Raw genomic sequence first — 25490 nt, 5'->3', positions numbered from 1 at the left:
TCTAATTATCAGATCAGGTGATCGCCATGCAAAAAAAAATGCCCGCTCACTTCAAAAGAAAGTCACTTGCCATAGCAGCAGGTGCAGTTCTAATACCCTCGATCGCAACATCCATCGAGTTGCTTCAGGCCCCTCCGGGCACAGTGCAGCCCTATGTCACACCTAATGTGATTATCTCCGTCGACGATTCTGGAAGCATGGACTTTTGCTCAAATGCCGAAAGCAGCTCCCAATGCATTTACGAGAATCGTCAATGGAAAGGCGCAACTAATGAAAAAAAACCCAATGCCGATGGAACTTGGCCAGTAACAAGCCGTCGAATTAATGTTTTAAAGTATGCTTTAATTGGTGCACAAAAAACTGATGGCACCTGGGAAGGAGGCGTCTTTCGGGATAAAAACTTACTCCCCGATAGAAAAATTCGTCTTTCTTGGCAAGCAATGTGGAACAACGGCAAGGCACCCGATGCAAAGAATGTCGACTCCGATAAAATGAATCAAAACTCCATGCGCTTCTTAGGAGAAACTCATAGAAATAACTTCATTAGCTTCATTAATGGATTAGATGCAAATAGTGGAACACCTTCCCACTTAATGTTCAAACAAGCCGACGCCTACATGCGTCGCGACTTATCAATAAATAGTCCCTGGGCATCAGACCCAGGGAGTCAAGCTACACCTTACCTCGGTTGTCGTCGAAACTACCATATCATGATGACGGATGGCCGCTGGAACAATACATCATATGACATCGGCAACACAAATCGTCGAGATAATGCAACCAACATAACCCTACCAGATGAAACCATTTATGGTGGAACACAAGCCCAACAAAAACAGACATCTTTATATAGAGACTCCCACACAGAAACCCTAGCTGATTGGGCTTTCTACAGCTGGGGAACGCCATTACAAACAGCAAAAGACGAGACAAATGGAGTTAAAGGATTAAAAGGATCCATACAACCCTCTCCAGAATATGACAATGCCCCTCAACAAGAAAATTTCGGAAAAGACTCAAAAGGCAACGATGCAATTTTAGAGAGATACTGGAACCCAAAGTTCAACCCTGCCAACTGGCCCCATATGGTCACCTACACCATTGGATTCAGCAATATGGCTGTAACTTGGCCTGGCGCATCTGACATTATTGCACCGACTAATAAAGTTCCATTTGGATACAACGGAAGCTTTCTTGATTTCGTTACAGGAAACAAATCCTGGCCTGCGATGGACAATGAAAACAAGAGATCTCTTGATCTTTGGCATGCTGCCTTAAATGGTCGTGGGCGCTTTTATGCTGTTGAGAAAGGTGAAGATCTAGAAAAAGCATTCCGTGAAATTTTTGGGCAAATCAACACCCAAACTGATCCAGATATGACATCCACTGCTACAAGTGGATCCAATAATACGCGCTATGACGTTGGAAAGTTCACAGGAAATTATGAACCCAAAAATGGCTGGAAAGGCTTCATCAAGGCTGAAACTGTCAGAACAGATGGATCGATAATATCCACTCCTGGATGGGGTGGTCAGAATACGGCAGAAAAGCTTGACGCCTTAAATGCAACAGGTGCCACAAAAAATACAACCAGCAGAACCATCCTCAGCTGGAGTGACAAATGGGGGAGCGAGGACAAGTATCAGGGTGGCGTTCCATTCCTGTGGGCAAATGATGAATCCACACTAAGCACAGCCCAAAAGCTATGGTTACAGAAGAAGCCTGATGGATCTGGAACCGACGAAGGTGCAGCAGCTGGGCAAAACCGCCTGAACTTTATACGAGGCATACGAACCCTTGAAGGCTCTGAAAGCACCGGCTACACAGCAGCCAAGCCGTTTCGTGAGCGCAAGAGTATCCAAGGAGACATCATCAACTCCATTATCTGGTTTACTGGAGCTCCTTCGAGCAACTACGCTTTAAAGGGCTATGCAGACTTCACCCGATCCAAGGGTACAAGAACGCCGATGATTTATGCAGGTGGCAATGACGGAATGCTGCATGGATTCTCTGCTGCTGATGGCACAGAGAAAATTGCATACATTCCGCAGGGAATCATCCCTAGCTTAGGTCGCCTTACAGACCCCACATACAACCAAAAGCATCGCAATTTTGTTGACGGCTCCCCAATGACAGGGGATATCTATATCGGCTCAAACATCGACACAGACACCAACCCTGGCAACAACTGGAAAACAATTCTGGTTGGTTCACTGGGCGCTGGCGGAAAAGGTTATTTTGTTTTGGATGTCACCAACCCAGATAGCTTTTCCACGACAGCGGCTTCGAGCCTCGTCAAATTAGACCGAACTCGCAGTACTGATGCTGCGATGAATGCCGCAGCAGCACCCAACTGCGCATTGACTGGCATGAGTACTCCCGAAAAGACGGCCTGTGCCAAAGCCGTATCGGAGGATCGTGACATTGGTAACATCACAGCAACACCCGTCGCTGATGAGAACAACCCTATGCGCACCACACAGATCACGCGCATGAATAACAACCGCTGGGCAGTTGTTATGGGTAACGGCTACAACAGCAGCAACCAACGCCCCGTATTGCTGATTCAGTATCTGGACAACGATATGGAACTCAAGCGTATCCCTGTCGTAGGCGCCGTTGATGCGAGTACTGCAGACATTGGTACAGGTAGTGGCATTGCCAACGACAATGGCCTGGCTGCCCCCCGCTTGGTTGACCTCAATGGTGATGGATTGCCTGATATTGCATACGCTGGTGATAACTTGGGCAATATGTGGAAGTTTGATCTCACCAGTGCTGATGCAAGCAACTGGGGAGTCGCTTTCAGCGGAAGGCCATTATTCACTGCGCAAGGCCCCGCATCCTTGAACAGCACCAGAACTCTTGTCCAGTCCATTACGGCCCCACCAACTGTGCGTGCCAACGACCGGAAAATGACCATTGGAACAGGCAACGACAAGAAAACCATTGCTGTAGGCGGCATGATGGTTGCTTTTGGCACAGGCCGCAACGCTACCAAAGCTGACGAAAACAACCGGAATGTGCAAACCATTTACTCCGTCCTGGACAACACACGCTACAACTTGATTACCACAAACCTTGGCCCACGCGTACAAGTCAATAGTGGCAATACATCCTGCACAACCCCCAACGGAACCTGCATTCCAGTCCCCACGGCCTTGGGCACCGGCGTAACCGCAGCCAAGCTTGCTCAGCAAAGCATTACGGAACTGAGCAACGGTGACTTTGGCGCTGTTGGAGCAAGTAATGACGACAACAAGCTCACCACCAGCACCTGGGCCAACTACAACGGCTGGTATCTGGACTTGCCGGCCGTAGGAGAGCGTCAGCTCAAACCCATGGAGTTCTATGACGGCAGCAATATCCTGGCCATTTACTCTCAGGTTCCGGCCAAGGGCACCGATGTAGACCCCAATGTGGAAAGCTGTGAATCCACGACGGTCGATGGAGAGCGCCAGTACCGCACCTTTATCAACATCATGGATGGGCTTCGTCCGTCGGTTCAGATCGTTGATAAAAACAACGACGGTCTCTACAACTCGCTGGATCTGAATGTGTCTCGCGTCAAGGTAAGCAAAGGCTCCCACACGCTAATAGCCCAGAAAAACAAGATCGCAGATATCGACACCAAGAATGATAAAGAGATGCTGGCACGCATGCCCGAGCAGTCGCTGCGCCCCAGCTGGCGTCAGCTGCGTTGAGCGCTGCCTGCTTCATGAGGAAAAATGAAAATGCAAAAAAAACAGCAAAAAGGCTTCACCTTGATCGAATTGATGATCGTCGTGGCCGTCGTCGGTATCCTGAGTGCCATCGCCTACCCCAGCTATACCGAGTATGTGCGCCGCGGCCATAGAGCAGATGCACGCGCCGGCCTGCTGCAAGCCCAGCTCTGGATGGAGCGTGCAGCCACGGCAACCGGGGTATATCCAACCAATGCAGACCTCACCAAGGTGCTACCCGCCAACCTGTCCTGGTCCACCGACGCCAGCAAGCGCTACCAGATCGAAATGAAAGCCAGCTCCACTGCCGCCTACACTTTGATCGCCAAACGCAAAAACCCGGGAGCACAGGCAACTGACAAGTGCGGAGACTTCACCCTCAGCAACACAGGGGTCAAGAGTGCTGACAATCTGGCAAGCGGTACCACGGCCTCGGACTGCTGGACCAAGTAACGCAGAACCCTCTGCATTACCATCCTGGGCATGACACCCTCTGCCCACTTCATGAACAAAGCGCTTGAGCAGGCTGCCCAGGCGCTTTTTCTTTCTTCACCCAACCCGCGTGTTGGCTGCGTGATCGTCGATGCCTCGGACCGCATCATCGGCCAGGGCTTTACCCAGCAGGCCGGTGGTCCGCACGCCGAGGTGATGGCATTGCGTGATGCTTCTGCAAAAGGCAACGATGTGCGTGGCGCCACGGCCTATGTGACGCTGGAGCCCTGCTCGCACCATGGCCGCACCGGCCCCTGCTGCGACGCCTTGATCGCAGCCGGCATCGGCAAGGTGGTGGGAGCCCTGACGGATCCCAATCCGCAAGTGGCCGGCCAGGGTTTCGCGCGGCTGCGCGCCGCGGGCGTCGATGTGGAGATCGGCCCCGGCGGAGCTGAATCACGCGAGCTCAATATCGGCTTTTTCAGCCGCATGATTCGCGGCACACCCTGGGTGCGCATGAAGGCTGCCAGCTCGCTGGACGGCGTCACGGCCTTGCACAACGGCCAAAGCCAGTGGATTACCTCGGCGGCCGCCCGGGCCGACGGACATGCCTGGCGTGCCCGTGCCTGCACGATTCTGACCGGCATAGGCACGGTGCTTGAAGACAATCCGCGCATGAATGTGCGGGACGTAGACACGCCACGCCAGCCACGCATTGCCGTGGTGGACAGCAAGCTGGACATCCCGCTGGATGCTCATGTTTTGAAAGCACCTAGCGGTTGCCTCATCTATACCTGCAGCACAAAGCAATCTAAAATTGAAGCACTGCAAGCGCTAGGTGCTACGGTTATTGCTATGCCCAATGCTGCAGGCAAGGTCGATCTGGCGGCCATGCTGCGAGATCTGGCCGCGCGCGGCACGAATGAACTGCATGTGGAAGCTGGCTTCAAGCTCAACGGCTCCCTGATTCGCGAAGGTCTGGTCGATGAGCTTCTCTTCTATCAAGCCCCGAAACTGCTTGGCACGGGTGCCATGGGTATTGCCAACTTCGGCCCGCTCGACAGACTGGACCAAGGTCTGCCACTGGTGTTCCATGATGTCACCCGCCTGGGACCGGACCTGCGCATTGTTGCCAGAGTCCAGGGCCGAGAGCAGTTCTAGCGCAGTCTGTGTCCGACATGTGAATCCGGTCATCATGGGTTACAAAGCAGCAATGACGGCTTCTATCTCCACATCGTCACGGCTGCAGCCATCAGGGCCGCAAAAGCATCTGGCGCTGCTTGCCGGCATCATTGCCGCGATGCTGCTCACAGGTTGCGCGGCGTCGCTACCCAAGGATGTGGAGCGCCCCGTCAGCACCGCATTGAGCCAGCCCCAAAGCACCGAGCTTGGCCTGTTCATCTCTCAGGCTCGCCCGGCCAAGGCAAAGCCAGATGCCTCTGCTTTTGCCTTGCTCTCCGGCCCCAAGCATGCCCTCAGCAGCCGCATGGCGCTGGTGGAAAACGCACAGAAAACGCTGGATCTGCAGTACTACGCCATCCATGCAGACCAAAGTACCGGGCGACTGCTGCGCGCCATCGTGCAGGCGGCCAAGCGCGGCGTGCGCGTACGCGTGCTGCTGGACGACTTCCACAGCACGGGGCCGGACGCGCAGGTCATGCGCCTGGCTTTTGTGCCCAATGTGGAGATGCGCATGTTCAACCCGCTGGCCGGCTCGCGCGCCTCCACCATCGGCCGCGCCTGGACCTTGCTGACCGACTTTCAGCGCGCGCAGCAGCGCATGCACAACAAGCTGTTTGTGGCCGACAACACCCTGGCCGTGATTGGCGGGCGCAATCTGGGCGATGCCTACTTTGACGCCTCCAATGAAGGCAATTTTGTCGATCTCGATGTCTTGACCGGCGGCCCGGTCGTCAAGGATTTGTCGCGCAGCTTCGACCGCTACTGGAACAATGTGCGCGCCTACCCCGTGCAGTCGCTGATCAGCGAGCCTGACTTGCTCAAACTCAAAAAGCAGTTTGAACAGGAAGACGCCAGGAGCGAAGCCGAGCATGCTCGTAACACCGCTGTCCCCAGACCGGAACCCGAAGACAGCCCCTTGAATCTGACCCAGATCCCATGGATCTGGGCCCAGGCCATGGTGCTGGCCGACAGCCCGACCAAGATTCCCGCAGAAGGGGCGGAGCGGACTGCCGCCGATGAGTCATTCGAAGCAGCGGTGCTCAAGGCCGACGACGCCAACAGCCTCCCCCCCTTGGCCACACCAGCGCTGAATGCCGAGTCGGTGGTTGATGGTCTGCTGGCTCTGATTCGCTCTGCCAGGCGGGACTTGCTGGTCGTTTCGCCCTACTTTGTACCGGGGTCGGAGATCATGGATGCCTTTCGCACCGCACGCAGCAAAGGCGTACGCATCCGGGTACTGACCAACTCCCTGGCCTCCAACGATGCTCCACTGGCACATGCCGGCTATGCCCGCCACCGCAAGGCACTACTGGAGATGGGCATCGAATTGCACGAAATGCGCAGCGAAGCGGCCAATGTCAGCTCCGCCCTGCGCGCAGGCGGCACGGGCTCCAGCGGGGGCAGCTCCGGCGCTTCGCGGGCCATGCTGCACACCAAGCTGCTGGTCATAGACGGGCGGCTGGTCGCCGTAGGTTCCATGAATCTGGATATGCGCTCACGCCTGCAGAACACCGAGATCGCCGTGCTGATCGCCAGCCGCCGCTTCAGCCAGCTAGCCGGCGACAGCATCGATGAAAGCCTGCCCGAAAACAGCTGGCGGGTGGACCTGGATCCCAAGGGAAAGCTGGTCTGGCGTGCACCTCAGGACAGCGGGCTAGCGGACTCTTACTCGGAGCCCGATGCCAGCCTGGGGCTGCGCCTTATGCTGCAGCTGCTCGGGCCTCTGGCTCCGGACAGCCTGCTTTAGGCATGGTTTGCGGCCAGGCCCATTCCTGCTGCAGATCACGCTGCGGCAGCGCCTGCACCCAGTCGCTGATGGCGCGTTGATCGGTCTGGGTGCGCACTTCCTGATAGGCCAGCTCTGCCTCGGGAAAACGTCTGCGCATGAGGTTGAGCCACTGCTTGAGGCGACCCGCACGCTGACGCGGCTCCAGATCCTCGCAGACCATATGCCAAAAACGCTGCACCTGGGGTACCAGCACCAGCCAGTCAATGCCAGCGACCGCACTGACGCTGCCGTGCTCCACGGCGCGGCGCACGGCCAGGGCCAGACCCGGGTCGGCCACAATGCCACGCCCGAGCATCAGATCGTCACAGCCCGAAACTTCGCGGCAGCGCAAGGCCTCTTCCACAGTCCAGATCTCGCCATTGGCCACCACATTCACGCCCACCGCCTCGCGGATGCGTGGAATCTCTTCCCAATAGGCCGGCGGACGATAGCCGTCCAGCTTGGTACGCGCATGGACGACGATCTCACAGGCACCGCCCTGCTCCATGGCCTGCGCGCATTCCGTCATCAGCGCACGGTCGTTGAAACCCAACCGCATCTTGGCCGACACCGGCATCTGCGCGGGCACGGCACGGCGCACGGCGTCCACCACGCGCACGATCTGCTCGGGATCCTGCAGCAGCGATGCACCGCCGCCATGGCGGTTGACCACCTTAGCCGGGCAGCCGAAATTCAGATCAATCCCCTCGGGGCCCAGGCGCGCCAGATTGGCAGCGTTCTCGGCCATGCTGACGGGGTCGGAGCCCAGCAGTTGCGCCCGCACCGGCACGCCGGCCAGCGTCCGGCTGCCGTTGCGCAGCTCGGGCATGGTACGCAGATAGACCTTGTCCGGCAGCAGCGAGCCGCTGATGCGAATGAATTCGGACACGCAGCGATCCGCGCCGCCCACCCGGGTCAGAACATCGCGCAGCACAAAATCCAGCAGCCCTTCCATGGGCGCGAGCAGCAGTCTCATTTCAGATTCAAATCAGATTGACCTGTGGCGCTTATTCAGAAAACGCCAGCAGCTATTAATTCAGAAGCAATTGGCAAGCTTGGGCAGTAATGACTGGCCGATCCACTGCGAATTGGCGCAGATTCACACCAGTGTCATCGTCAGCTCATGCAATAGCGCATCCGCACTTGTAATGCGTCAGACAGAAGCAGCCATGATTTTGCAGAAAACCGCCAAGGCCCAGGAGGAACTTCAGCCCGGATCGCGCCAGCTGCCGCAGCGCGCGCGCTCCCTGCTGTTGCTGGCCGGCGGCAAGAGCATGGAAGAACTTGCCGCCATGCTGGGCAGCGATCATGCCGCACTGGCCCAGCAATTGGTGGAACAGGGATATCTTCAACTGATGCCAACCAGCGGCTCCAAAGAGCGCAGTCTGGCCACTCCTCATCCAGCGATCCCTCTCGCCACAGTTGGAGACAGCCCGGCCACACCTGCCCTGGCGCCAGCCGAAGAAGCCACTGATTCGACACCAGCCAACAATATGGCGGGCACGCGCATGTATTTATTCGATATGTGCGAGCGCCTGTTTGCCAACCGCCATGAGGCCCTGGCCCAGACCTTGCGCACCCAACTGCGCGAGGCCAGAGACCTGCACAGCTTGCGCAGCGCAGGCATCAGCCTGTTGGCGGCGGTACAGGAATATGCAGGCGAAGAGCGCGCACAGTCGCTGCGCGAGAGGCTGGCGGCCCTGCTGGCGCATGGGGAAGCCGCCGATCCACCCTGCCAGGAACTGCAAGGCGCAATCGCCTAGCAGCCTGGCTGTCAGCCCGCCTTGGCCAGACGCCAGAGCGAGGTCACTTCGGCAGAGCGCGCAATGTGCAGAGGATCCTCTCGATCCTGTACCTTGCCATGATGCGGGCGAACATCCTCACGCCCCAGCACCTTGAGTCCGGCGGCCTCAATCCAGCTCAGCAGCTCGTCACGCGTGCGCAGCTTCAGATGCTCGGCCAGGTCGGAGATGATGAGCCAGCCTTCGCCACCTGGCAGCAGGTGTGCCGCCAGCCCTTGCAGAAAGCCGCGCAGCATGCGGCTGTCTTCGTCATAAATCGCCTGATCGAGCACCGATGCTGCCTTTCCCGGCAGCCAGGGCGGGTTGCAGACGATCAGACCGGCCTGCCCTTGCGCAAACAGATCGGCATGCTGCAGCTCCACCCGGGAAGCATGACCCAGGCGCTGCAGATTCTCGCAGGCGCAGGCCAGCGCACGCTCGCTGGTATCGGTGGCGACCACCGACTTCACGCCGCGCCTGAGCAGCAATGCCGAGAGCACGCCCGTGCCGACACCAATATCCCAGGCCTGTTCCAGACCGGCTGCTGGAATGCTCGCACGCGCCACCAGATCGAGATACTCGCCGCGCACGGGCGAGAAAACACCGTAGTGCGCATGAATGCGGGCGCCATCCAGGGCAGGAATCTCCACCCCCTTCTTGCGCCACTCATGAGCGCCGACCACACCCAGCAGATCGCGCAGCGGCACCAGCACGGACTGCGCATGCACTTCGGCCGGAACTGTGCCCCAAGCTTCAGAGCAGGCCTGACTCCAGTCAGGAGCCCGGCGCAAGGCGCAATGCCATTGCACATCCAGCTCGATCAGAATGCTGGCCAGCATGCGTGCACGCTGGGCCTGGGACTGGCGGTACAGATGAAAAGCGTGGGGAAAGCCTGCAGCAGCAGGGCTCTTTGCCGGGCTCTTGCGTCGCGACTTCTTGTCCAGCCGGCGTCCCAGTGCCAGCAACAGCTGACGCGCATTCTGAAAATCACCGCGCCACAGCAGCGACGCACCTTCGCTGATATGGCGAAACGCCGTATCAGCGGGCATGGTGTCATCGGCAACTTCGATGCGGCGGGGCTTGGGCAAGCTGCTTTCGCTGCGCCACAAAGCCGTATGGGCCTGGGCTTGCTCCTGCCATTGCAGCAGGTCGAAAGCAGATGCGGGAGCGCAGACTGAGGCCGCGAGCTTGCTGTTGGGAGACGTCACGGCCTGTCTTTCAGTGAGTGCTGAACGCTGTGATCAGCCGTTCAGAGGACGCTTGACGCGCACTTCTTCAATCTTGATGCTGCCAATCACAGCCGTCTTGGCCGTGGACATTTCACGCTTGAAGCCTGCCATTTCATGGAAACGCAGGGCACGCTCGTTGCGCAGCGGAATCCAGGCTGTCACATTGGTGCAGCCTTCTTCCAGCAGACCATCTCGGGCGGCGTCCCACAGGGCAACGCCAACACCTTGATTCCAGTGCGAAGGGGCTGCATAGATAGCCCAGATCTCGCCGGTGGTCTGGCGGGACTTTTCATCACGGGAGCGGTCAAAGCCGACAAAGCCAACGATCTTGTCGCCGTCAATGGCGACCTGGACCTGTGGCTCACAGTATTCAATAGCTTCGCGCCAGTAAGCCTGGCGCTTTTCAACCGAGGACATGGCCTTCAGTTGATCATCGGGAACCAGACCTCGATAAGCCTCCAGTGCGGAAGCAGTATGGATCTGGGCAATCGCTTTTGCATCGCGAAGAGTAGCGGGACGGACCTGGATACTAGACATGGAAAAACCGGGGCGGAAACATGTAAGAATAGAAGGGCGTAATTGTCTACAGATTCAGAGTTTTGGCACGCGGTGCAGTGGTTAGCCATTTGCTCAACTGCGGCTGTTCGCAATTTCTTGCTATGGCGCAATCTATGTGCTATGCGCTCCACTAAGCAGAGCAGCAAGCCCGCAACCATCAATGGTTTGCGTCACATTTGATGACAATCTGGCAAGCGCTCACGACAGCATCGAAGCGCTCAATCCCTGTTCGACGGCCAAGAAACTTCAGAGCCAGCGTCGCATGAAGTCCATCACCCGGTCGAATTTTTCCCCGAACGGCGGGTACAGCAGGGAAGTCGCCGCCCAGCGCGACTGCACGAAAACCGCCTTCTGGTGCACAAAGCGCAAAAAGCCCTGCTCTGCGTGATAGGCACCCCAGCCGCTGTCGCCGACACCGCCGAATGGCAAGTTCTCATGCGCCACATGCAGCAAGGTGTCGTTCACACAGACGCCTCCGCTGACGGTGCGCATCAACACCGCATTGCGCTCGGCCTCGTCGTTGCCAAACCAGTACAGCGCCAGCGGGCGCGGGCTGGCGTTGATGGCATTGATCACGTCTTCGATATGCTCGTAGGAGATCACAGGCAGGATGGGGCCGAAGATCTCTTCCTGCATCAGCTGCATCTCGCCCGTGGCGCCGAACACCAGCGCCGGAGCGAACTGGCGCTCCACCGCCTCGCCCCAGGCCGTGGTGTCGCCATCGACCGCAGGGGCTGCTGCCTCATGCATCCAGTGCACCTGCGCTCCCAGGCTTTGCGCCTGACGCAGCATCTGCTTGAGTCGTGCCAGATGGCGCTTGCTGATGATGGCCGTGTAATCCGGGTTGCCCGAGATGCGCGGGTACAGCTGCTGCACCGCCGCCTGATAGGCCTCGGCAAACTCCTGCTCCTTGCCGCGCGGCAGCAGCACATAGTCGGGAGCAATGCAGGTCTGCCCGGCATTGACCAGCTTGCCATAGGCCACCTTGAGCGCAGCGGCCTGCATATCGCAGTCCTGCGCAATGATGCAGGGCGACTTGCCCCCGAGCTCCAGCGTGGTGGGTGTCAGGTGCACGGCTGCCGCCTGCGCCACACGCCGCCCCACGGCCGTGGAGCCTGTGAACAGCAGATGATCGAATTGCAGACCCGAGAACTGCGTGGCCACGGCCACGTCTCCCTCGATCACGCAGAACTCTTCGGGTGCAAAGAACTGGGCGACCAGCTCGCCCATTTTTGCCGAGGTATGCGGCGCCAGCTCGCTGGGCTTGAGCATCACGCGATTTCCCGCCGCCAGAGCCGTGATGGCCGGCGCCAGCGATAGCTGCAGCGGATAGTTCCAGGGCGAGATGATGCCCACCACGCCCAGAGGCTGGCGCTCCACCCAGGCCTTGCCCGGCTGCAGCATCAGTGGCGTGCGCACGCGCTGACGCTTGCTCCACTTGGGCAGATGCTTGAGCGTGTGCCTGAGCATATTGCGCACCAGCATCAGATCCAGCATCTCGGTCCAGCGCTCGGAGCGCACGCCAAAGTCCTGCTCCACCGCCGCGCACAAAGCCGGGCCGTTCTCGTCCAGCATCTTCTGCAGACGCAGCAGCCTCTCCCGGCGCACCAGCAAAGGTACATCGACCTGCGTGCGGCTGGCTTGGTACTGCAAGTCAAAAATGCGGTGCAAGTCCATGTAGTTCATGCCTGTCTGAAAATCCCAAGATCACAGTCCCGACCATACCGCGAGACTGCGTAAACACAGCGTAAAAAAAGAGCCTGATGCAACACTGCACAGGCTCTTGTGTGTTGACCGCGAAACAAGCCTGCGGCCCTTTATTGCCTCACCTGCTCCAAAGTATGAAGCCTGTGTAAGCGCTTGTCATTACGACTCGTGCACCTCGCGTGGCTGCACATCGGTCACATCGCCGGCACCCGGCAGAACGCCGCGACGCCCGCGGGCTTCACGCCCATCCTTCTTGGCATCGGCATTGCCCGACGATTGCGCCATCCACTCGGCCCCCGAGCGGTACACCGTCTGCCAGCCGGCAAAGGGGCTCATGGCGCCCATGCTCATGGGCACCACGGGCTGGCCCGTGAGCCTGGCCCACAGGGCGCGCGCACCCCAGGCCAGGGCGATGAGGCAGGCCACGGCCATCAGGCACAGGAAAAACACCAAGCCCACCAGCATCAGCATGATGCGGACGGCCCAGCGGGTTGCAGTGGCGGCGAAATCGTTCAAAGCAATACCTCTTTCTAGGGTTCAGGTCCTCAGGCAGTGCCTGCGGACTCGAACCGGAACACCCCGGGATCATTCACCGGGTCGACTGTCACAGCTATCGTACTCTTGGGCGGGAATTTCCCCTCAAGTAACAACTTGGACAGCGGGTTTTCAATACGCTGCTGGATTGCGCGTTTGAGCGGACGGGCACCGAACACGGGATCGAAGCCCACCTTGGCCAACTCGGCCAGGGCCTGCTCGGACACCTGCATGCTCAGTTCCATCTTCTGCAGACGGCTTTCCAGCAACTTCAGCTGAATCCTGGCAATCGCCTCGATGTTCTTGGCATCCAGTGCATGGAAGACCACGGTTTCATCGATGCGGTTCAAGAATTCGGGTCGGAAATGGTTTTTAAGTTCCCCCCAGACCGCTTCCTTCACATCATCGGCATCCTCGCCAACCATGGCCTGTATCAGATGCGAGCCGATATTGCTGGTCATCACGATCACGGTGTTCTTGAAGTCCACCGTGCGGCCCTGGCCATCGGTCAACCGGCCATCGTCCAGAACCTGCAGCAATACATTGAAGACATCAGGGTGGGCTTTTTCCACCTCGTCCAGCAGCAGCACGCTATAGGGCTTGCGGCGCACGGCCTCGGTCAGGTAGCCGCCTTCCTCGTAACCCACATAGCCGGGGGGCGCACCGATCAAGCGTGCCACAGAGTGCTTTTCCATGAACTCACTCATGTCAATACGCACCAGATGGTCCTCGCTGTCGAACAGGAAGCCTGCCAGCGCCTTGCACAGCTCTGTCTTGCCCACGCCCGTGGGGCCGAGGAACAGGAAGGAGCCGGTGGGGCGATTGGGATCGGACAGACCCGAGCGCGAGCGGCGAATGGCATTGGCCACGGCGCTGATCGCCTCCTCCTGGCCCACCACGCGCTCGTGCAGCTTGTCCTCCATGTGCAGCAGCTTGTCTTTTTCGCCCTGCATCATCTTGGCCACGGGGATGCCAGTGGCACGACTCACCACCTCGGCGATCTCCTCGGCTCCGACCTGGGTGCGCAGCAGCTTGTTGGCAGTCGCGCCGTCCTGGCCCTCTTCCTTGGCCTGGGCTTCGTGCAGCTTCTTTTCGAGTGCCGGCAGCTTGCCGTACTGCAGCTCGGCCACCTTGTTGAAGTCGCCCTTGCGCTTGAACTCCTCGATCTGTATGCGCAACTGGTCCACTTCCTTGCGGATCTGCTCCGAACCCAGAGCGCTGGCTTTCTCGGCCTTCCAGATTTCCTCGAGGTCGGCGTACTCGCGCTCCAGGCTCTCCAGCTCTTCCTCGATCAGCTGCAGACGCTTTTGCGAAGCCTCGTCCTTTTCGCGCTTCATGGCTTCGCGCTCGATCTTGAGCTGAATCATGCGGCGCTCGAGCTTGTCCATCACCTCGGGCTTGGAGTCCATCTCGATCTTGATCTTGGCCGCAGCCTCGTCGATCAGGTCGATGGCCTTGTCAGGCAGAAAGCGGTCGGTGATGTAGCGATGGCTCAGCTCCGCAGCGGCAACGATGGCGGGGTCGGTGATATCGACGTTGTGATGCGCCTCGTACTTCACCTGCAGGCCGCGCAGAATGGCGATGGTGTCCTCCACCGAAGGCTCGTCCACGATGACCTTCTGGAAGCGGCGCTCCAGAGCGGCATCCTTTTCGATGTACTTGCGGTACTCATCGAGCGTGGTCGCACCCACGCAATGCAGCTCGCCGCGCGCCAGCGCGGGCTTGAGCATATTGCCGGCGTCCATGGCGCCATCGGCCTTGCCGGCACCCACCATGGTGTGGATCTCGTCGATGAAAAGAATGATGCGGCCTTCGTCCTGTGCGATTTCCTTGAGCACGGACTTGAGGCGCTCCTCGAAGTCGCCGCGGTACTTGGCACCGGCCAGCAGGCCCGCCATGTCCAGCGACAGCACGCGCTTGTTCTGCAGGCTCTCGGGCACTTCGCCGGCCACGATGCGCTGGGCCAGGCCTTCGACAATGGCGGTCTTGCCCACGCCGGGCTCGCCGATGAGCACGGGGTTGTTCTTGCTGCGGCGCTGCAGCACCTGGATGGCGCGGCGGATTTCATCGTCGCGGCCGATCACGGGATCGAGCTTGCCGCTGCGGGCGCGCTCGGTCAGATCCAGCGTGTATTTCTTGAGCGCTTCGCGCTGGCCTTCGGCTTCTGCACTATCCACGTTCTGCCCTCCTCGCACGGCATTGATGGCTGCCTCCAGGCTGGATTTGCTCACGCCGCTTTGCTTGAGCAAGGCACCGGCACGCGTGGCCGAGCCTGCGGCATCGGCCAGCGCCAGCAGAAACAGCTCGCTGGCGATGAACTGGTCACCGCGCTTGAGGGCTTCTTTCTCCGAGGCCTGCAGCAGGCGGGCCAGCTCGGAGCCGACCTGCACATCGCCTTGCTGCTGCACGCGCGGCAGATCAGCCATGGCCTGTTCTGCCAGGTTCTTGAGTTGTTGCACATTGCCGCCGGCGCGCTGCAGCAGCGCACGCGGGCCGTCGTCCTGGCGCAGCATGGCCACCAGCAGGTGCAGAGGGTCGATGGTGGATTGATCAGCACCGAGCGCCAGGGACTGCGCGTCGGCCAAGGCTTCTTGGAATTTGGTCGTCAGTTTGTCAATTCGCATGGTTTGTCGCTTTCGCTCCAATCAGATTCATTGCCATTTATCTGATAGTCAAACAGGGGGTTTCAAGACCCGAATGCGCAAAAAACAGCAAAAAGCAGATCCGCAACCGCCCTGCTTGCGGTATATCAAGTTCAAGCATCGCGCCAGCACCGAGCCAGTTGCGTAGGAGTAAGCCCATAGTGCTTGCGAAAGCTGCGCAGCAAATGACTGGCATTGGCAAACCCCGTTTCGGCGGCCAGCCATGCAAGCTGCGGCGTGCGTCCTCTTGCACCGCCTGCGCTACCCAGCAGGCGGGCGCAGACCTGCTGCAGACGCCGCTGCATGACCCAGTCATGCACGGTGCATCCCATGCTTTGATGGAACATACGGGCAAAGTGATATTCGGACAAGGCCACGACCTGCGCCAGCACGGGCAAGCTCAGGGCTTTGCTGTCGGCCAGATGAGCCTCCACATAGTCAAGCACCTTGCGCCGGGCCGTGGATGACAGGCCACCCAACGGTTTCAGCAGCTTGTGCCGCTGCCAGGGCGCCGCCGATTGCAGCACCAGCCGATCCAGCACTTGCTGGCTCAGGAAGTCCGCCTGCCATATGTCGTGAGCCTCACTCCAGTCCAGTCGCCACAGCGCCTGCGACCATTGCGCATAGATTGGATCCTGGGAATAAATCTGCGGTGTCAGCGTAATGCTGCGCGGCTCGGCATCCAGCAGGCGCACCACTCGGTCGGCCCAGGCAATGTCAGAGACATACAGGTGCAGAAACTGCACAGGCTCACGCACCAGCCAGCGCGATTCATGCTCGGCCGGGAGAACGCAAAAGCGCCCTGCTTCGCCTCGGGCCAGTGCATCGCCCTTGAGTTGCGATCCCCGACCTCCGGCCAGATAGACAGACAGCGTGTGATGGCCTTGCTGCCGGTAGTGCACCTCATCATCGTGATTGGTCCAGATTGCCAATTCCAGCGACTGACTCAAACCCGCTCTGCGCCTGATCTGGGCGCGTGACCGAGCCAGTACATGACTCAGATGCGATGGGGCGGATACAGCGCTGGCGGGCATGCCTGCATTGTGGCGCCAGCTATCTGGCCGCGCTTGCTGCAGCGCCACAAAACCGCAGGAATGTGCAATGCAGAGCCAATCCAGGCGCGCAAGATCTGGTTCTTCCAAGCACCAAGACTTGCCATGCTTTTACCTCTTTATGCCCTGGTCGTGCTGATCTGGGGCTCCACCTGGATCGCTCTCAAGATGCAACTGGGCAGCGTACCCGTAGAGCTGTCCATCGCCTATCGCTTTGGTCTTGCCTCCCTGGTGCTTTTTGCCTGGCTGCTGCTGACCCGCCAGTGGCGCGTCCCCCGCGGCGCAGCCATTCCACGCGTGCTGGGCCAGGGACTATGCCTGTTCAGCCTGAACTTTGTCTGCTTCATGCACGCCAGCGAGACCCTGACCAGCGGCCTGGCTGCCGTGGTGTTTTCCAGTGCCAGCATCTGGAATGCATTTCTGGCGCGAGTCATCCATGGCCGCAGGCTTGCGCCCAATGTGCTCGCAGGCAGCGCTCTGGGCCTGACGGGTCTGGTGATTCTGTTCTGGCCAGAGCTGCAGCAGGGTCAGCACGCCAGCTGGCAAGGTCTGTTGTGGGCGCTGGGTGGAACGCTGTGCTTTTCCTGCGGGAACATGCTTTCTGCATCGCTGCAGGGCCTGGGCTACAAGCCGCTGCACACCAATGCCTGGGGCATGCTGGCCGGCACGCTGCTGCTGGTGGCGTATGCGCTGATCGCCGGTCTGCCCTGGCACTTTGACACCAGCCCGCAATATGCAGGCGCACTGCTGTATCTGGCCATTCCCGGCTCGGTGATTGCCTTTACCGCCTACCTCACACTGGTGGGTCGACTGGGCCCCGAGAAAGCCGCTTATGCCACGGTGCTGTTCCCCATAGTGGCGCTCAATATCTCGGCCGTGGTGGAAGGCTATGAATGGACTGCTGTGGGACTGCTGGGCCTGGCCCTGGTGATGGCCGGCAATGTGCTGGTCTTCAGGCCGCCACGCTGGCTGCAGCCGAACGGTCTACAAAAAGCATAGCATCTACCGCTCTTATGCACTTCATTTCAGATGATTTTTCGACTGAAACTCAATGAATAAATGCGAAAGCAGCTATCAATTCATAGAATTATTGCCATCGCGCCAATGCCTGCTCGTCGCTGACACGCGCATCCACCCAGCGTGCGCCTTGCTCGGTCTGCTCTTTTTTCCAGAACGGCGCTTCGGACTTCAGATAGTCCATGATGTATTCGCAGGCCTCGAAGGATTTGCCGCGGTGGGCGCTGGTCACCGCCACCAGCACGATCTGGTCCATGGGCTGCAGCAGGCCGATGCGGTGAATCACGCGCGCGCCATAGATGCCAAAGCGCGCCACGGCCTTGACGATGATGGCCTCGATCGACTTCTCGGTCATGCCGGGGTAATGCTCGAGCTCCATGCTGGAGACGGCATCGCCCTCGTTGCGGTCGCGCACCGTGCCGACAAAGCTGCAGACCGCGCCCACGCGTGCATCGCCGGCGCGCAGGGCGGCAATCTCGGCCGAGAGGTCAAAGTCCTGGGTCTGAATGGATACACGTGCTTCAGTCATGCCTGCATTGTCGCAGGCCAGCATGGGCATGTCTGCCGCATTAGCATTGGGCCATGGCCACACAAACCATCAATCTGCCGGAGTACACGCTGTACCCCTCTCCGCGCAATGAGCACCGGATGATTTTCGAGTTCCAGCTCTTTGTGCCCTATCCCTATGAGCTGATCCACCTGCCCGACTACAACTTCAAGGGCAAGGCCACGCTGTTTGCCGCCCACCGCAAGCGCGACAACAAATCGGGCCAGCTCATTACCTGCGAACTGGCCGTGGACATCGAGCGCTTCGAGCGTCTGTTCGAGCCAAGCTAAGCCATGGACGACACCAGCCAGATTCAGCCACCGACCAGCTTTGCCGAGCTGTTTCGCACGCGCAGCGGCAAGCTGTCCGTCCCGATTGCCGAGGTCGTCGCACGCTATGAGCTATGCGAAGACCTGGCAAGCCATCTGACCGAGCAGGCACAGACGCTCTATCACTCGGGTAACTCCTCCGAAGAACAGGTGCTGCTGGGCATGCACGCGGGCCTGGCCGCGGAGGGCTCGGTCGTCACGGCGCCTGAGGCGGGCTGGATCGTGCAGCGCCTGGCCGAGCTGCTGGAATGGCGTGCACCGCAGTTCCCCACTCCAGCAGACCCGGCCTGAAAACCTGGGCACAACGGATCTTCAGCGCTTTCAGACAGGCATTTTTCGCTCCAGTTTCAGGAGTTTCCTCCACGTCGAAGCAGATCAGAAGGCTCCAACAGGCGCACGCAGACGCTGCCAGGCCAAGGCCCGCCAGGCAGGCGTTCCATAGGCAGCGACCAGATCTCGCCCTATGGCAGCCCAGGCCGGATCTGCCGGGTTCAAGCCCAAAGCCTCGATGAATGGCGCTTGCACGATGAAGCACTGGCGCCGATAAGGCAGCAAAAAGCCATCCGCCTGCTGTGCGAGCACACTGCGCGCCTGCGCGTACTCGCTGAACCAGATGTGCAGAAGAATGCCGCTACGCGGCACATGCCAGAAGCTGCCCATGTCATCTCCCGGTGCCGCCAGCGCCCCCCAGCAACCGACGCGCCTGCTCCCAGCCGGCAAAGCCGACCTCGCGCGCCGCCTGATGCAAATGGTCGCGCAATGAGGCCGAGCCCGCAGCACCCTTGCGCCGCGCACGGTTCAGGCGCACGCGGGCGCGTACCTTGAGTTCGTCGACCAGGGCCTGCGGCGAAACGAATCCGCAAACAGAACCTGCCCCCATGGCCGGACTCGACGGATCAATGGCTGCAGCACCACCGAGCAGCGCTTGGCCTGAACACATGGCATTCACGGTTTCACTGCTCATGGCTGTACCCCTTGCAGCTCTTGCTGCCACAGGGAAAGCAGGGCCTGAAGTTCGGCGTCATAGTCGAACAAAGGATCGTCGCGCTCCTTGACTCGGTCCAGTACCTCAAAACGAAATGCCCGTGCGCCATGGCAAGCCCAGGCCTGGGCCAGTGCCGCATCGCGCCGGGAGCCATTGCTCAGCTCGAACCGCAGGCGGTTGAGCGTTGCGTCCACATTGCGGCTGGCACCCAGGCGCAACAAGTCAGCGACATCGCAGCGCACCGCGTAGATGCCCATGGCGGGAAACGCCTGTTTGTAGTCCCGCGTCAGCGCGCGCCGCGCCTGGGGGTGGAGAGATGAAGTCATGACAGTGCTCCAGGTTGCATCGGAGCCTCCCGCGCTGGGCCCCTAGAACAACCATGGTCTGACAGAACATCGAAATCGAGCGTGAACACGCTGTCGAAAGCAAGGGTGAGAGCCTCTTGTGCGGGCAGGCGTCCCTTGGCACCTGTGGGCCGCGATTCTAGGGCAAGAGCCTCAGACCTGTTCAGGCATCAGTTGTTCGACCAGCTTGCGTCCGAACGCCACATCGGGCTGCAGACCATAAAGAATGCGATAGACGATGGGTGCCACCAACTGGTCCAGCATGGCGTCCACATCGGGCGCCTCTTCGCCACGCGCGCGGGCCCGGCCCAGCACGATGCCAAGCTGGTCGCGAATGATGTCCACGCAGGCGCAGGTCACCTGGTCTTCCTGGGTTGCCACCAAGGTATCGCGCAGCAAGGTTCGTCCCAGGGGAGAGCCCATTTCCTCGATGTATTGCTCGGTCCAGGCCTGCAGATCGCCATGCAGGCTGCCCGTGTCCACAGGCTCGGCAATGGGGCGGATGCGCTCCAGCGCCACATCGGCCAGCAACTGCGGCAGATCGCCCCAGCGGCGGTACAGCGTGGAAGGCGTCACGCCGGCTTCGGTGGCGATCAGGGGAAAGGTCAGCTCCTCGCGCGGCATGTGCTCCAGCAGTTTCCTCACCGCCTGATGCACGCTGGCCTGTACACGGGAGCTGCGCCCGCCCGGCCGGGATTGGACTGGGTCTTTTGCAATCATGGTCATTAAAGCTAAATATTTGCGTTAACAGCAAACTAACGCAGAATACGCAAACGCAAAAAATTTGCTTTTATGGTAGCGGAGCCTGCTTTTCCATGCCCACATCCTCTGTATCCCTGACTGCGGTGTCCAGCACTCGCAATATGGCTGCTGTCGCCCTGACCCTGGCCAGCTTTCTGGCGGCATCCAGCGCTCCCACGCCCTTGTATAGGCTCTACCAGCAGGCCTGGGGCTTTTCCTCGGGCATGCTGACCCTGATCTTCGCGGTCTATGCCTTCAGTCTGCTCGTCGCCCTGCTCACCATGGGCGCACTGTCCGATTACCTGGGCCGGCGCCCCGTCATTCTTGCCGCCCTGGGACTGGAGGCGGTCTCCATGCTGATGTTCGCCCATGCACAGGATGCGCAGGCTCTGCTCTGGTCGCGTGTGGTGCAGGGCTTTGCCACCGGTATGGCGAGTGCAGCCCTGGGCGCGGCCCTGCTCGATCTGGACCGTGAACGCGGTGCGCTGATCAATACGCTGTCCCCCATGCTGGGTATGGCAGCCGGCGTGTTCGGCGCCAACCAACTGGCCAGCCACGGTCATGACGGGCTGCACCAAGTCTACTGGTGGCTGCTGCTGGTATTTGCGGCATCGGCCTGGGCCATTGCCGTGATGCCTGAAACCGTCAGCCGCCGCAGCGGGGCTGTGGCCTCCATGCGCCCTCGCATCCGCCTTCCCGCGCATATCCGCCCTGCATTCCTGCGCATGGCACCGCTGGACATCGCTGCCTGGGCGCTGGCGGGCTTTTATCTGTCGCTAGGCCCCACCCTGCTGCGCGTGATCACCGGCTCCACCCTGATGGCAGGCCTGGCCGTGTGCATCAACACCCTGAGCGCCGCAGCGGCCATCTGGCTGCTTCGCCACTGGACGGCCCAGCGCATGCTGCGCTTCGGTGGTTCGGTTCTGCCGCTGGGCATCGTGATTCTTCTGCTGGGCGTGGCCAGCCACAGCCTGACGCTGATGGTGGCAGCCTCCATCATTGCCGGTGCGGGCTTTGGCGTGGGCTTTCAAGGGGCGCTGCGCAGCGTGCTGCCGCTGGCCGAGCCGCATGAACGCGGCGGCCTGCTGTCCACCATCTATGTGCTGAGCTATCTGGCCTTCAGCCTGCCTGCCATCGCCGCAGGCCTGCTGACCCAGAGCCTGGGGCTGGTGCCCACCACCTATGGCTATGGTCTGATGCTGATTGTGCTTGGCTTGCTGGCACTGGCTGCCACAAGGCAGAAAGCGGTCGGACGGCATGGTGCATAAACTGTGCGTTGCGGTCTTGCTCTACATTGCCTGACTCATTCGTCCCCGACCTCCATCAAAAAAGCCGTGCAGCAAACGCAGCACGGCTTTTTGATCGGCATGACGGCCTCAGGCCTGGATCGACTCGGCAGCCTTCCAGTCTGCGTAGCGGTTCAGAATGCGCTGCACTTGCCCATGGGTCCACTCACCGCCCTTGGCGGCCGCAATGCCCCGCGCATTGAGTTCGGCCGCCATGGCGCGGTGGGTCAGACCTTGTTGCAGCAATTCGGCGAACAGTGCTTCGTGCTGCCTGGCAAAGGCATCGGCTGCCGATTTACGTTTTTCCACCGTGGCGCGGATATTGGCCGCACCGGCCGTGCCCAGCTTGACTCCGCGCTCACGCGCTTCAGCCAGGGCCTTGCGGGTACGGGCGCTGATCTCTGGGTTCACTTCGGTAGATGGCAAATCGGCGGTTTCGGTCATGGCATTACAGGGGGGATATAGCTCAGGGTCTGACCCAGGAACCATAACAGGAACAGCACCACGGGCGCATGAACCAGCAACTGCACAAAGTTGAAGCCGATCAGATCACGCGCCTTGAGGCCCAGCACGCCCAAGAGCGGCAGCATGTAGAAGGGGTTGATCAGATTAGGTAGAGCCTCAGCAGCGTTGTAGATCTGCACGGCCCAACCCAGGTGGTACTGCAGATCATTGGCCACTTGCATCACATAAGGTGCTTCCACAATCCACTTGCCACCGCCAGAAGGCAGGAAGAAGCCCAGCACGGCCGAGTAGGTGCCCATCAGCAGTGCATAGGTGTCATGCGTGGCAAAGCTGGTGAAGAAGGTGGAGATATGATGGGCAATGCTGGCACCGCCGTCACCCTTGACGTCCGTCATGATGGCCGCAATCGCACCATACAGAGGGAACTGGATCAGCACGCCGGTCGTAGTGGGCACGGCACGTGCCACGGCATCGAGAAAGCTGCGGGGGCGCCAGTGCAACAGCGCACCGGCCATGAGAAACAGCAGGTTGTAGGTGTTCAGCCCAGAGATTGCCTGAATGAAAGGCTTGCTCGAGAACTCCTCCACCATCCAGCCCACGGTCAGCGCCACCAGCAAGATGATGAGGATGGGGCTGTATTCAAGCCATTCGCCGGGGCGGCTGGGCTTTTTGACTTCCTGCACGACTTCTGTGCCCAGGTCGACCTGGCATTGGGCCGCATCACGCGCGGTCTTCTCACCGGGTGCCGTCATGTAAGCCACGACGATGGAGATCACCATCAGCACGCCCAGCATTACGCCGGACTGCCACAGAAAGATCGTCTGCGTGAACGGAATCACGCCGGTAATGGCCAGAATGCCGGGAGGCAGGCTGGCAGGGTTGGCCTGCAGCTGCGCCGCCGAAGACGAAATGCCCAGCGCCCACACGGCACCCAGACCCAGATAGACGGCGGCACCGGCGGCACGGTAGTCCATCTTGATGTCGGTGCGGCGTGCCAGTTCCTTGACCAGCAGACCGCCGAACACCAGGCTCAGCCCCCAGTTCAGCAGCGAGGCGCTCAGCGCCACAAACGCCACCCAGGCCACGGCGCCACGGCCGGTCTTGGGCACACGGGCCAGCGCCTTGATGAGTGCAGATGCGGGCTTGGAGCTGGCCACCACATAACCGCCAATCACCACAAAAGCCATTTGCATGGTGAAGGGGATCAGACTCCAGAAGCCCTTGCCGAAGGCCTTGCTGGTTTCCTGCACCGGCGCACCAATGGCAAACGCTGCCAGCACCACGATGAAGATGCCGACCACGGCAAACACCCAGGAATCCGGGAACCACTTCTCCGCCCAGCTGGCGCAGCGCATGGCAAAGCGCGCAGAGCGGGTCTCCTCCATATTGACGTGAGTTGTCATGAGTAAGTGCTTTCTGTCTTTCTTGTAGAAAGCGCGGATTCTCCAAAATGAATCTCGTCAGATTCACGAAAACACGCCCAGGAAAACCCTAGTAAGCAATCTCACGATCAAGGCCGGCACCTGGAAACCGACAAACAGCAAAAAGGCCTGTGCAAGCGGTTTGCACAGGCCTTCTGTGGACTTCAGGCTTCTTCAGAAACCGTTTTTAGAGGCTCACAAGCGCTCAGAGACTCATCAGCCCCCCGTCACTGGCGGAAAAAATGCCACTTCGTCGCCATTGCTGAGCACGGCATCGGCATCGCAGATATCCTGGTTCAGCGCCATGCGCACAGCCTTGCTGGCAGCCAGCACCTGGGCAGCCGCATCGCTGCGGCTCATCAGTTGCTCGCGCAATGCTCCCACGGTGGCTGCCGGGGTCTGCAGGCTTTCGCTGCCCGTACCCAAGGCTTCCCGGATAGAGGCGAAATATCGAATCGTAACGGTCTTCATCTCCAACTCCATCAGGCCATGAGCTCGGTAAACGGGATAAAGCGCACACTGTCGCCCATGGCAACCGTGGTGCCGGCAGGGTTGTCCACCACGCCGTCGCCCCAAGCCGTGGAAGTCAGCACGCCCGAGCTCTGGTTTCTGAACAACTCCAGCCCGCCACGCTCGTTGTAGCGCACCCGCAAAAACTCTCTGCGCTTGTCGCCCTTTGGCCAGACGAAATCGGCGCGCGCTTCGATGGCTCGCGGCAGCACATGCTGCACGCCCTGCAGACGCAGCAGGAACGGGCGCACCAGCACCTGGAAGGTGACAAAGCTGGAGACCGGGTTGCCCGGCAGACCGATGAAATGCGCAAAGCCCGTGCCGGACTCGCGATTGACGCGGCCGTAGGCAAAAGGCTTGCCGGGCTTGATGTTGATCTGCCAGAGGTCCAGCTGACCCAGCTCCTGCACGGCAGGCTTGATATGGTCTTCCTCGCCCACGGAGACGCCGCCGCTGGTGACGATCACGTCGTGGTCCATGGCGGCATCGGCCAACGCGGCAATCGTGGCCTCGCGGTCGTCGGGAACAATGCCCAGATCCGTCACCTCGCAGCCCATGCGCAGCAGCAATGCGCGCAGGAAGAAGCGGTTGCTGTTGTAGATGCTGCCCGCTGGCATGTCCTGCGGCGCAACGGTACCGGGCATGACCAGTTCGTCGCCGGTGGAGAACAGGGCCACACGCGGCTTGCGTGCCACCTGCAGGCTGGCAAAGCCCATGCTGGCTGCAAGACCCAGGTGGGCTGGCGTGAGGCGGGTGCCGGCTTCGATCACGGTGGCGCCCTGCGTGATGTCCTCGCCCGCGCGGCGAATCCACTGCCCAGCCCTGGGCTGGGCCTTGATGCGCACGCGGCCGTCCTCGAGCAGTTCGCAGTCCTCCTGCATGACGATGGCATCGGCCCCGGCCGGCACGGGCGCCCCCGTGAAGATGCGGGCGACGGAGCCAGCAGCCAGCGCATCGGGCGAGGTGCCGGCAGGGATGCGCTGCGACACCGGCAGCACTGCAGCGCCGTCGGCACATTCGGCGATGCGCACCGCATAGCCATCCATGGCCGAGTTGTCCTGAGGCGGCACCTGTAGCGGCGAAACGGCGGCCTGCAGCAGCACGCGGCCATCGGCATCAAAGGTGTCCACCATTTGTGCGCCGGCCTGGGGTTGGGCATGGGCCAGCAGCTCCTGCAGGGCTTCATCCAGAGGCTTGAGCGGCTTGCGAGACGTCTGTGGTGCTTGCATTGCTGTGTC

Annotated in this window: 25 protein-coding genes; 9 read left to right on the top strand and 16 right to left on the bottom strand. The window is 60.1% G+C overall.

Annotated features, from left to right (window positions below):
- Positions 1-26: 26 nt before the first annotated feature.
- From AAIL66_RS01460 to AAIL66_RS01445, 4 genes are read left to right on the top strand one after another with little or no spacing between them, the layout of a single operon-like run.
- Positions 27-3704, top strand: a complete 3678-nt coding sequence (locus AAIL66_RS01460; RefSeq protein ID WP_343495843.1) for a PilC/PilY family type IV pilus protein — start codon at positions 27-29, stop codon at positions 3702-3704.
- Between the two features lie 30 nt (positions 3705-3734).
- Positions 3735-4175: a type IV pilin protein gene (locus AAIL66_RS01455; RefSeq protein WP_003064356.1), complete on the top strand. Its 441-nt coding sequence runs from the start codon at positions 3735-3737 to the stop codon at positions 4173-4175.
- A gap of 30 nt (positions 4176-4205) precedes the next feature.
- On the top strand, positions 4206-5315 hold the full coding sequence (gene ribD, locus AAIL66_RS01450; RefSeq protein ID WP_343495842.1) for a bifunctional diaminohydroxyphosphoribosylaminopyrimidine deaminase/5-amino-6-(5-phosphoribosylamino)uracil reductase RibD: 1110 nt from the start codon (positions 4206-4208) through the stop codon (positions 5313-5315).
- Between the two features lie 52 nt (positions 5316-5367).
- Positions 5368-7083 carry a phospholipase D family protein gene (locus AAIL66_RS01445; RefSeq protein WP_343495841.1) on the top strand — a complete coding sequence of 572 codons (1716 nt, stop codon included), beginning with the start codon at positions 5368-5370 and terminating at the stop codon, positions 7081-7083.
- Here AAIL66_RS01445 and AAIL66_RS01440 read toward each other — a convergent pair.
- The gene (locus AAIL66_RS01440) at positions 7037-8080 is read right to left on the bottom strand and encodes a tRNA-dihydrouridine synthase (RefSeq protein ID WP_343495840.1); all 1044 of its coding nucleotides are present in this window, start codon (positions 8078-8080) and stop codon (positions 7037-7039) included. The two genes, AAIL66_RS01445 and AAIL66_RS01440, sit on opposite strands and share 47 nt — an antisense overlap.
- A gap of 172 nt (positions 8081-8252) precedes the next feature.
- Between AAIL66_RS01440 and AAIL66_RS01435 the strand changes: the two genes are divergently transcribed.
- Entirely contained in the window at positions 8253-8867 is a 615-nt protein-coding gene (locus AAIL66_RS01435; protein WP_343495839.1) for a hypothetical protein, read from the top strand.
- Positions 8868-8878: 11 nt separating this feature from the next.
- Here the strand turns inward: AAIL66_RS01435 and AAIL66_RS01430 are convergent, their stop codons facing one another.
- The 6 genes from AAIL66_RS01430 to AAIL66_RS01405 form a co-directional block, all read right to left on the bottom strand.
- Positions 8879-10093, bottom strand: coding sequence for a class I SAM-dependent methyltransferase (locus AAIL66_RS01430; protein WP_343495838.1), 1215 nt, complete (start codon positions 10091-10093; stop codon positions 8879-8881).
- Positions 10094-10126: 33 nt separating this feature from the next.
- Complete coding sequence (locus AAIL66_RS01425; RefSeq protein ID WP_034348967.1) at positions 10127-10651, bottom strand: GNAT family N-acetyltransferase; 525 nt, start codon at positions 10649-10651, stop codon at positions 10127-10129.
- A gap of 267 nt (positions 10652-10918) precedes the next feature.
- Entirely contained in the window at positions 10919-12358 is a 1440-nt protein-coding gene (locus tag AAIL66_RS01420; protein ID WP_343495837.1) for a coniferyl aldehyde dehydrogenase, read from the bottom strand.
- Between the two features lie 180 nt (positions 12359-12538).
- Positions 12539-12895 (bottom strand): hypothetical protein, encoded by a 357-nt coding sequence (locus AAIL66_RS01415; RefSeq protein WP_034378739.1) that lies wholly within the window; start codon positions 12893-12895, stop codon positions 12539-12541.
- A gap of 29 nt (positions 12896-12924) precedes the next feature.
- Complete coding sequence (clpB, locus tag AAIL66_RS01410) at positions 12925-15537, bottom strand: ATP-dependent chaperone ClpB (protein WP_343495836.1); 2613 nt, start codon at positions 15535-15537, stop codon at positions 12925-12927.
- Between the two features lie 131 nt (positions 15538-15668).
- Complete coding sequence (locus AAIL66_RS01405) at positions 15669-16505, bottom strand: helix-turn-helix domain-containing protein (RefSeq protein WP_343495835.1); 837 nt, start codon at positions 16503-16505, stop codon at positions 15669-15671.
- 207 nt (positions 16506-16712) lie between these two features.
- On the opposite strand from AAIL66_RS01405, the gene AAIL66_RS01400 reads away from it, so the two are divergent.
- Positions 16713-17606 (top strand): EamA family transporter, encoded by an 894-nt coding sequence (locus AAIL66_RS01400; RefSeq protein WP_034378736.1) that lies wholly within the window; start codon positions 16713-16715, stop codon positions 17604-17606.
- An 88-nt stretch (positions 17607-17694) separates the two neighbouring features.
- On the opposite strand, the gene AAIL66_RS01395 is transcribed toward AAIL66_RS01400, so the two are convergent.
- Positions 17695-18153, bottom strand: coding sequence for a molybdenum cofactor biosynthesis protein MoaE (locus AAIL66_RS01395; RefSeq protein WP_343495834.1), 459 nt, complete (start codon positions 18151-18153; stop codon positions 17695-17697).
- 53 nt (positions 18154-18206) lie between these two features.
- On the opposite strand from AAIL66_RS01395, the gene AAIL66_RS01390 reads away from it, so the two are divergent.
- Together AAIL66_RS01390 and AAIL66_RS01385 are read left to right on the top strand one after the other, a co-directional pair.
- Positions 18207-18461, top strand: coding sequence for a hypothetical protein (locus AAIL66_RS01390; protein ID WP_003057869.1), 255 nt, complete (start codon positions 18207-18209; stop codon positions 18459-18461).
- 3 nt (positions 18462-18464) lie between these two features.
- Positions 18465-18791, top strand: coding sequence for a hypothetical protein (locus AAIL66_RS01385; protein ID WP_034378734.1), 327 nt, complete (start codon positions 18465-18467; stop codon positions 18789-18791).
- An 84-nt stretch (positions 18792-18875) separates the two neighbouring features.
- On the opposite strand, the gene AAIL66_RS01380 is transcribed toward AAIL66_RS01385, so the two are convergent.
- From AAIL66_RS01380 to AAIL66_RS01365, 4 genes are all read right to left on the bottom strand, one after another.
- Entirely contained in the window at positions 18876-19160 is a 285-nt protein-coding gene (locus AAIL66_RS01380; protein ID WP_343495833.1) for a hypothetical protein, read from the bottom strand.
- Position 19161: 1 nt separating this feature from the next.
- Positions 19162-19464, bottom strand: coding sequence for a hypothetical protein (locus AAIL66_RS01375; RefSeq protein ID WP_343495832.1), 303 nt, complete (start codon positions 19462-19464; stop codon positions 19162-19164).
- Positions 19461-19811, bottom strand: a complete 351-nt coding sequence (locus AAIL66_RS01370) for a GIY-YIG nuclease family protein (protein WP_034359755.1) — start codon at positions 19809-19811, stop codon at positions 19461-19463. The genes AAIL66_RS01375 and AAIL66_RS01370 overlap by 4 nt, the downstream gene beginning before the upstream one ends.
- Before the next feature lie 171 nt (positions 19812-19982).
- On the bottom strand, positions 19983-20549 hold the full coding sequence (locus AAIL66_RS01365) for a TetR/AcrR family transcriptional regulator (RefSeq protein WP_034378918.1): 567 nt from the start codon (positions 20547-20549) through the stop codon (positions 19983-19985).
- Positions 20550-20644: 95 nt separating this feature from the next.
- Between AAIL66_RS01365 and AAIL66_RS01360 the strand changes: the two genes are divergently transcribed.
- Complete coding sequence (locus tag AAIL66_RS01360) at positions 20645-21838, top strand: MFS transporter (RefSeq protein ID WP_343495831.1); 1194 nt, start codon at positions 20645-20647, stop codon at positions 21836-21838.
- Positions 21839-21946: 108 nt separating this feature from the next.
- On the opposite strand, the gene AAIL66_RS01355 is transcribed toward AAIL66_RS01360, so the two are convergent.
- The 4 genes from AAIL66_RS01355 to glp form a co-directional block, all read right to left on the bottom strand.
- A complete protein-coding gene (locus AAIL66_RS01355; protein WP_003064321.1) occupies positions 21947-22300 on the bottom strand; it encodes a recombinase family protein in 354 nt (117 codons plus the stop codon).
- Positions 22297-23724: a TIGR00366 family protein gene (locus AAIL66_RS01350; protein WP_003064320.1), complete on the bottom strand. Its 1428-nt coding sequence runs from the start codon at positions 23722-23724 to the stop codon at positions 22297-22299. The genes AAIL66_RS01355 and AAIL66_RS01350 overlap by 4 nt, the downstream gene beginning before the upstream one ends.
- A gap of 234 nt (positions 23725-23958) precedes the next feature.
- Entirely contained in the window at positions 23959-24213 is a 255-nt protein-coding gene (moaD, locus tag AAIL66_RS01345) for a molybdopterin converting factor subunit 1 (RefSeq protein WP_003064318.1), read from the bottom strand.
- An 11-nt stretch (positions 24214-24224) separates the two neighbouring features.
- Positions 24225-25481, bottom strand: coding sequence for a gephyrin-like molybdotransferase Glp (gene glp, locus AAIL66_RS01340; RefSeq protein WP_343495830.1), 1257 nt, complete (start codon positions 25479-25481; stop codon positions 24225-24227).
- Positions 25482-25490 lie beyond the last annotated feature (9 nt).

This window comes from Comamonas sp. F1-6 (genome assembly GCF_039581415.1).
GTDB lineage: Bacteria > Pseudomonadota > Gammaproteobacteria > Burkholderiales > Burkholderiaceae_C > Comamonas > Comamonas thiooxydans.
The sequence above is the reverse complement of the archived record's forward strand: the minus strand, read 5'-3'. Positions and strand labels throughout refer to the sequence as shown.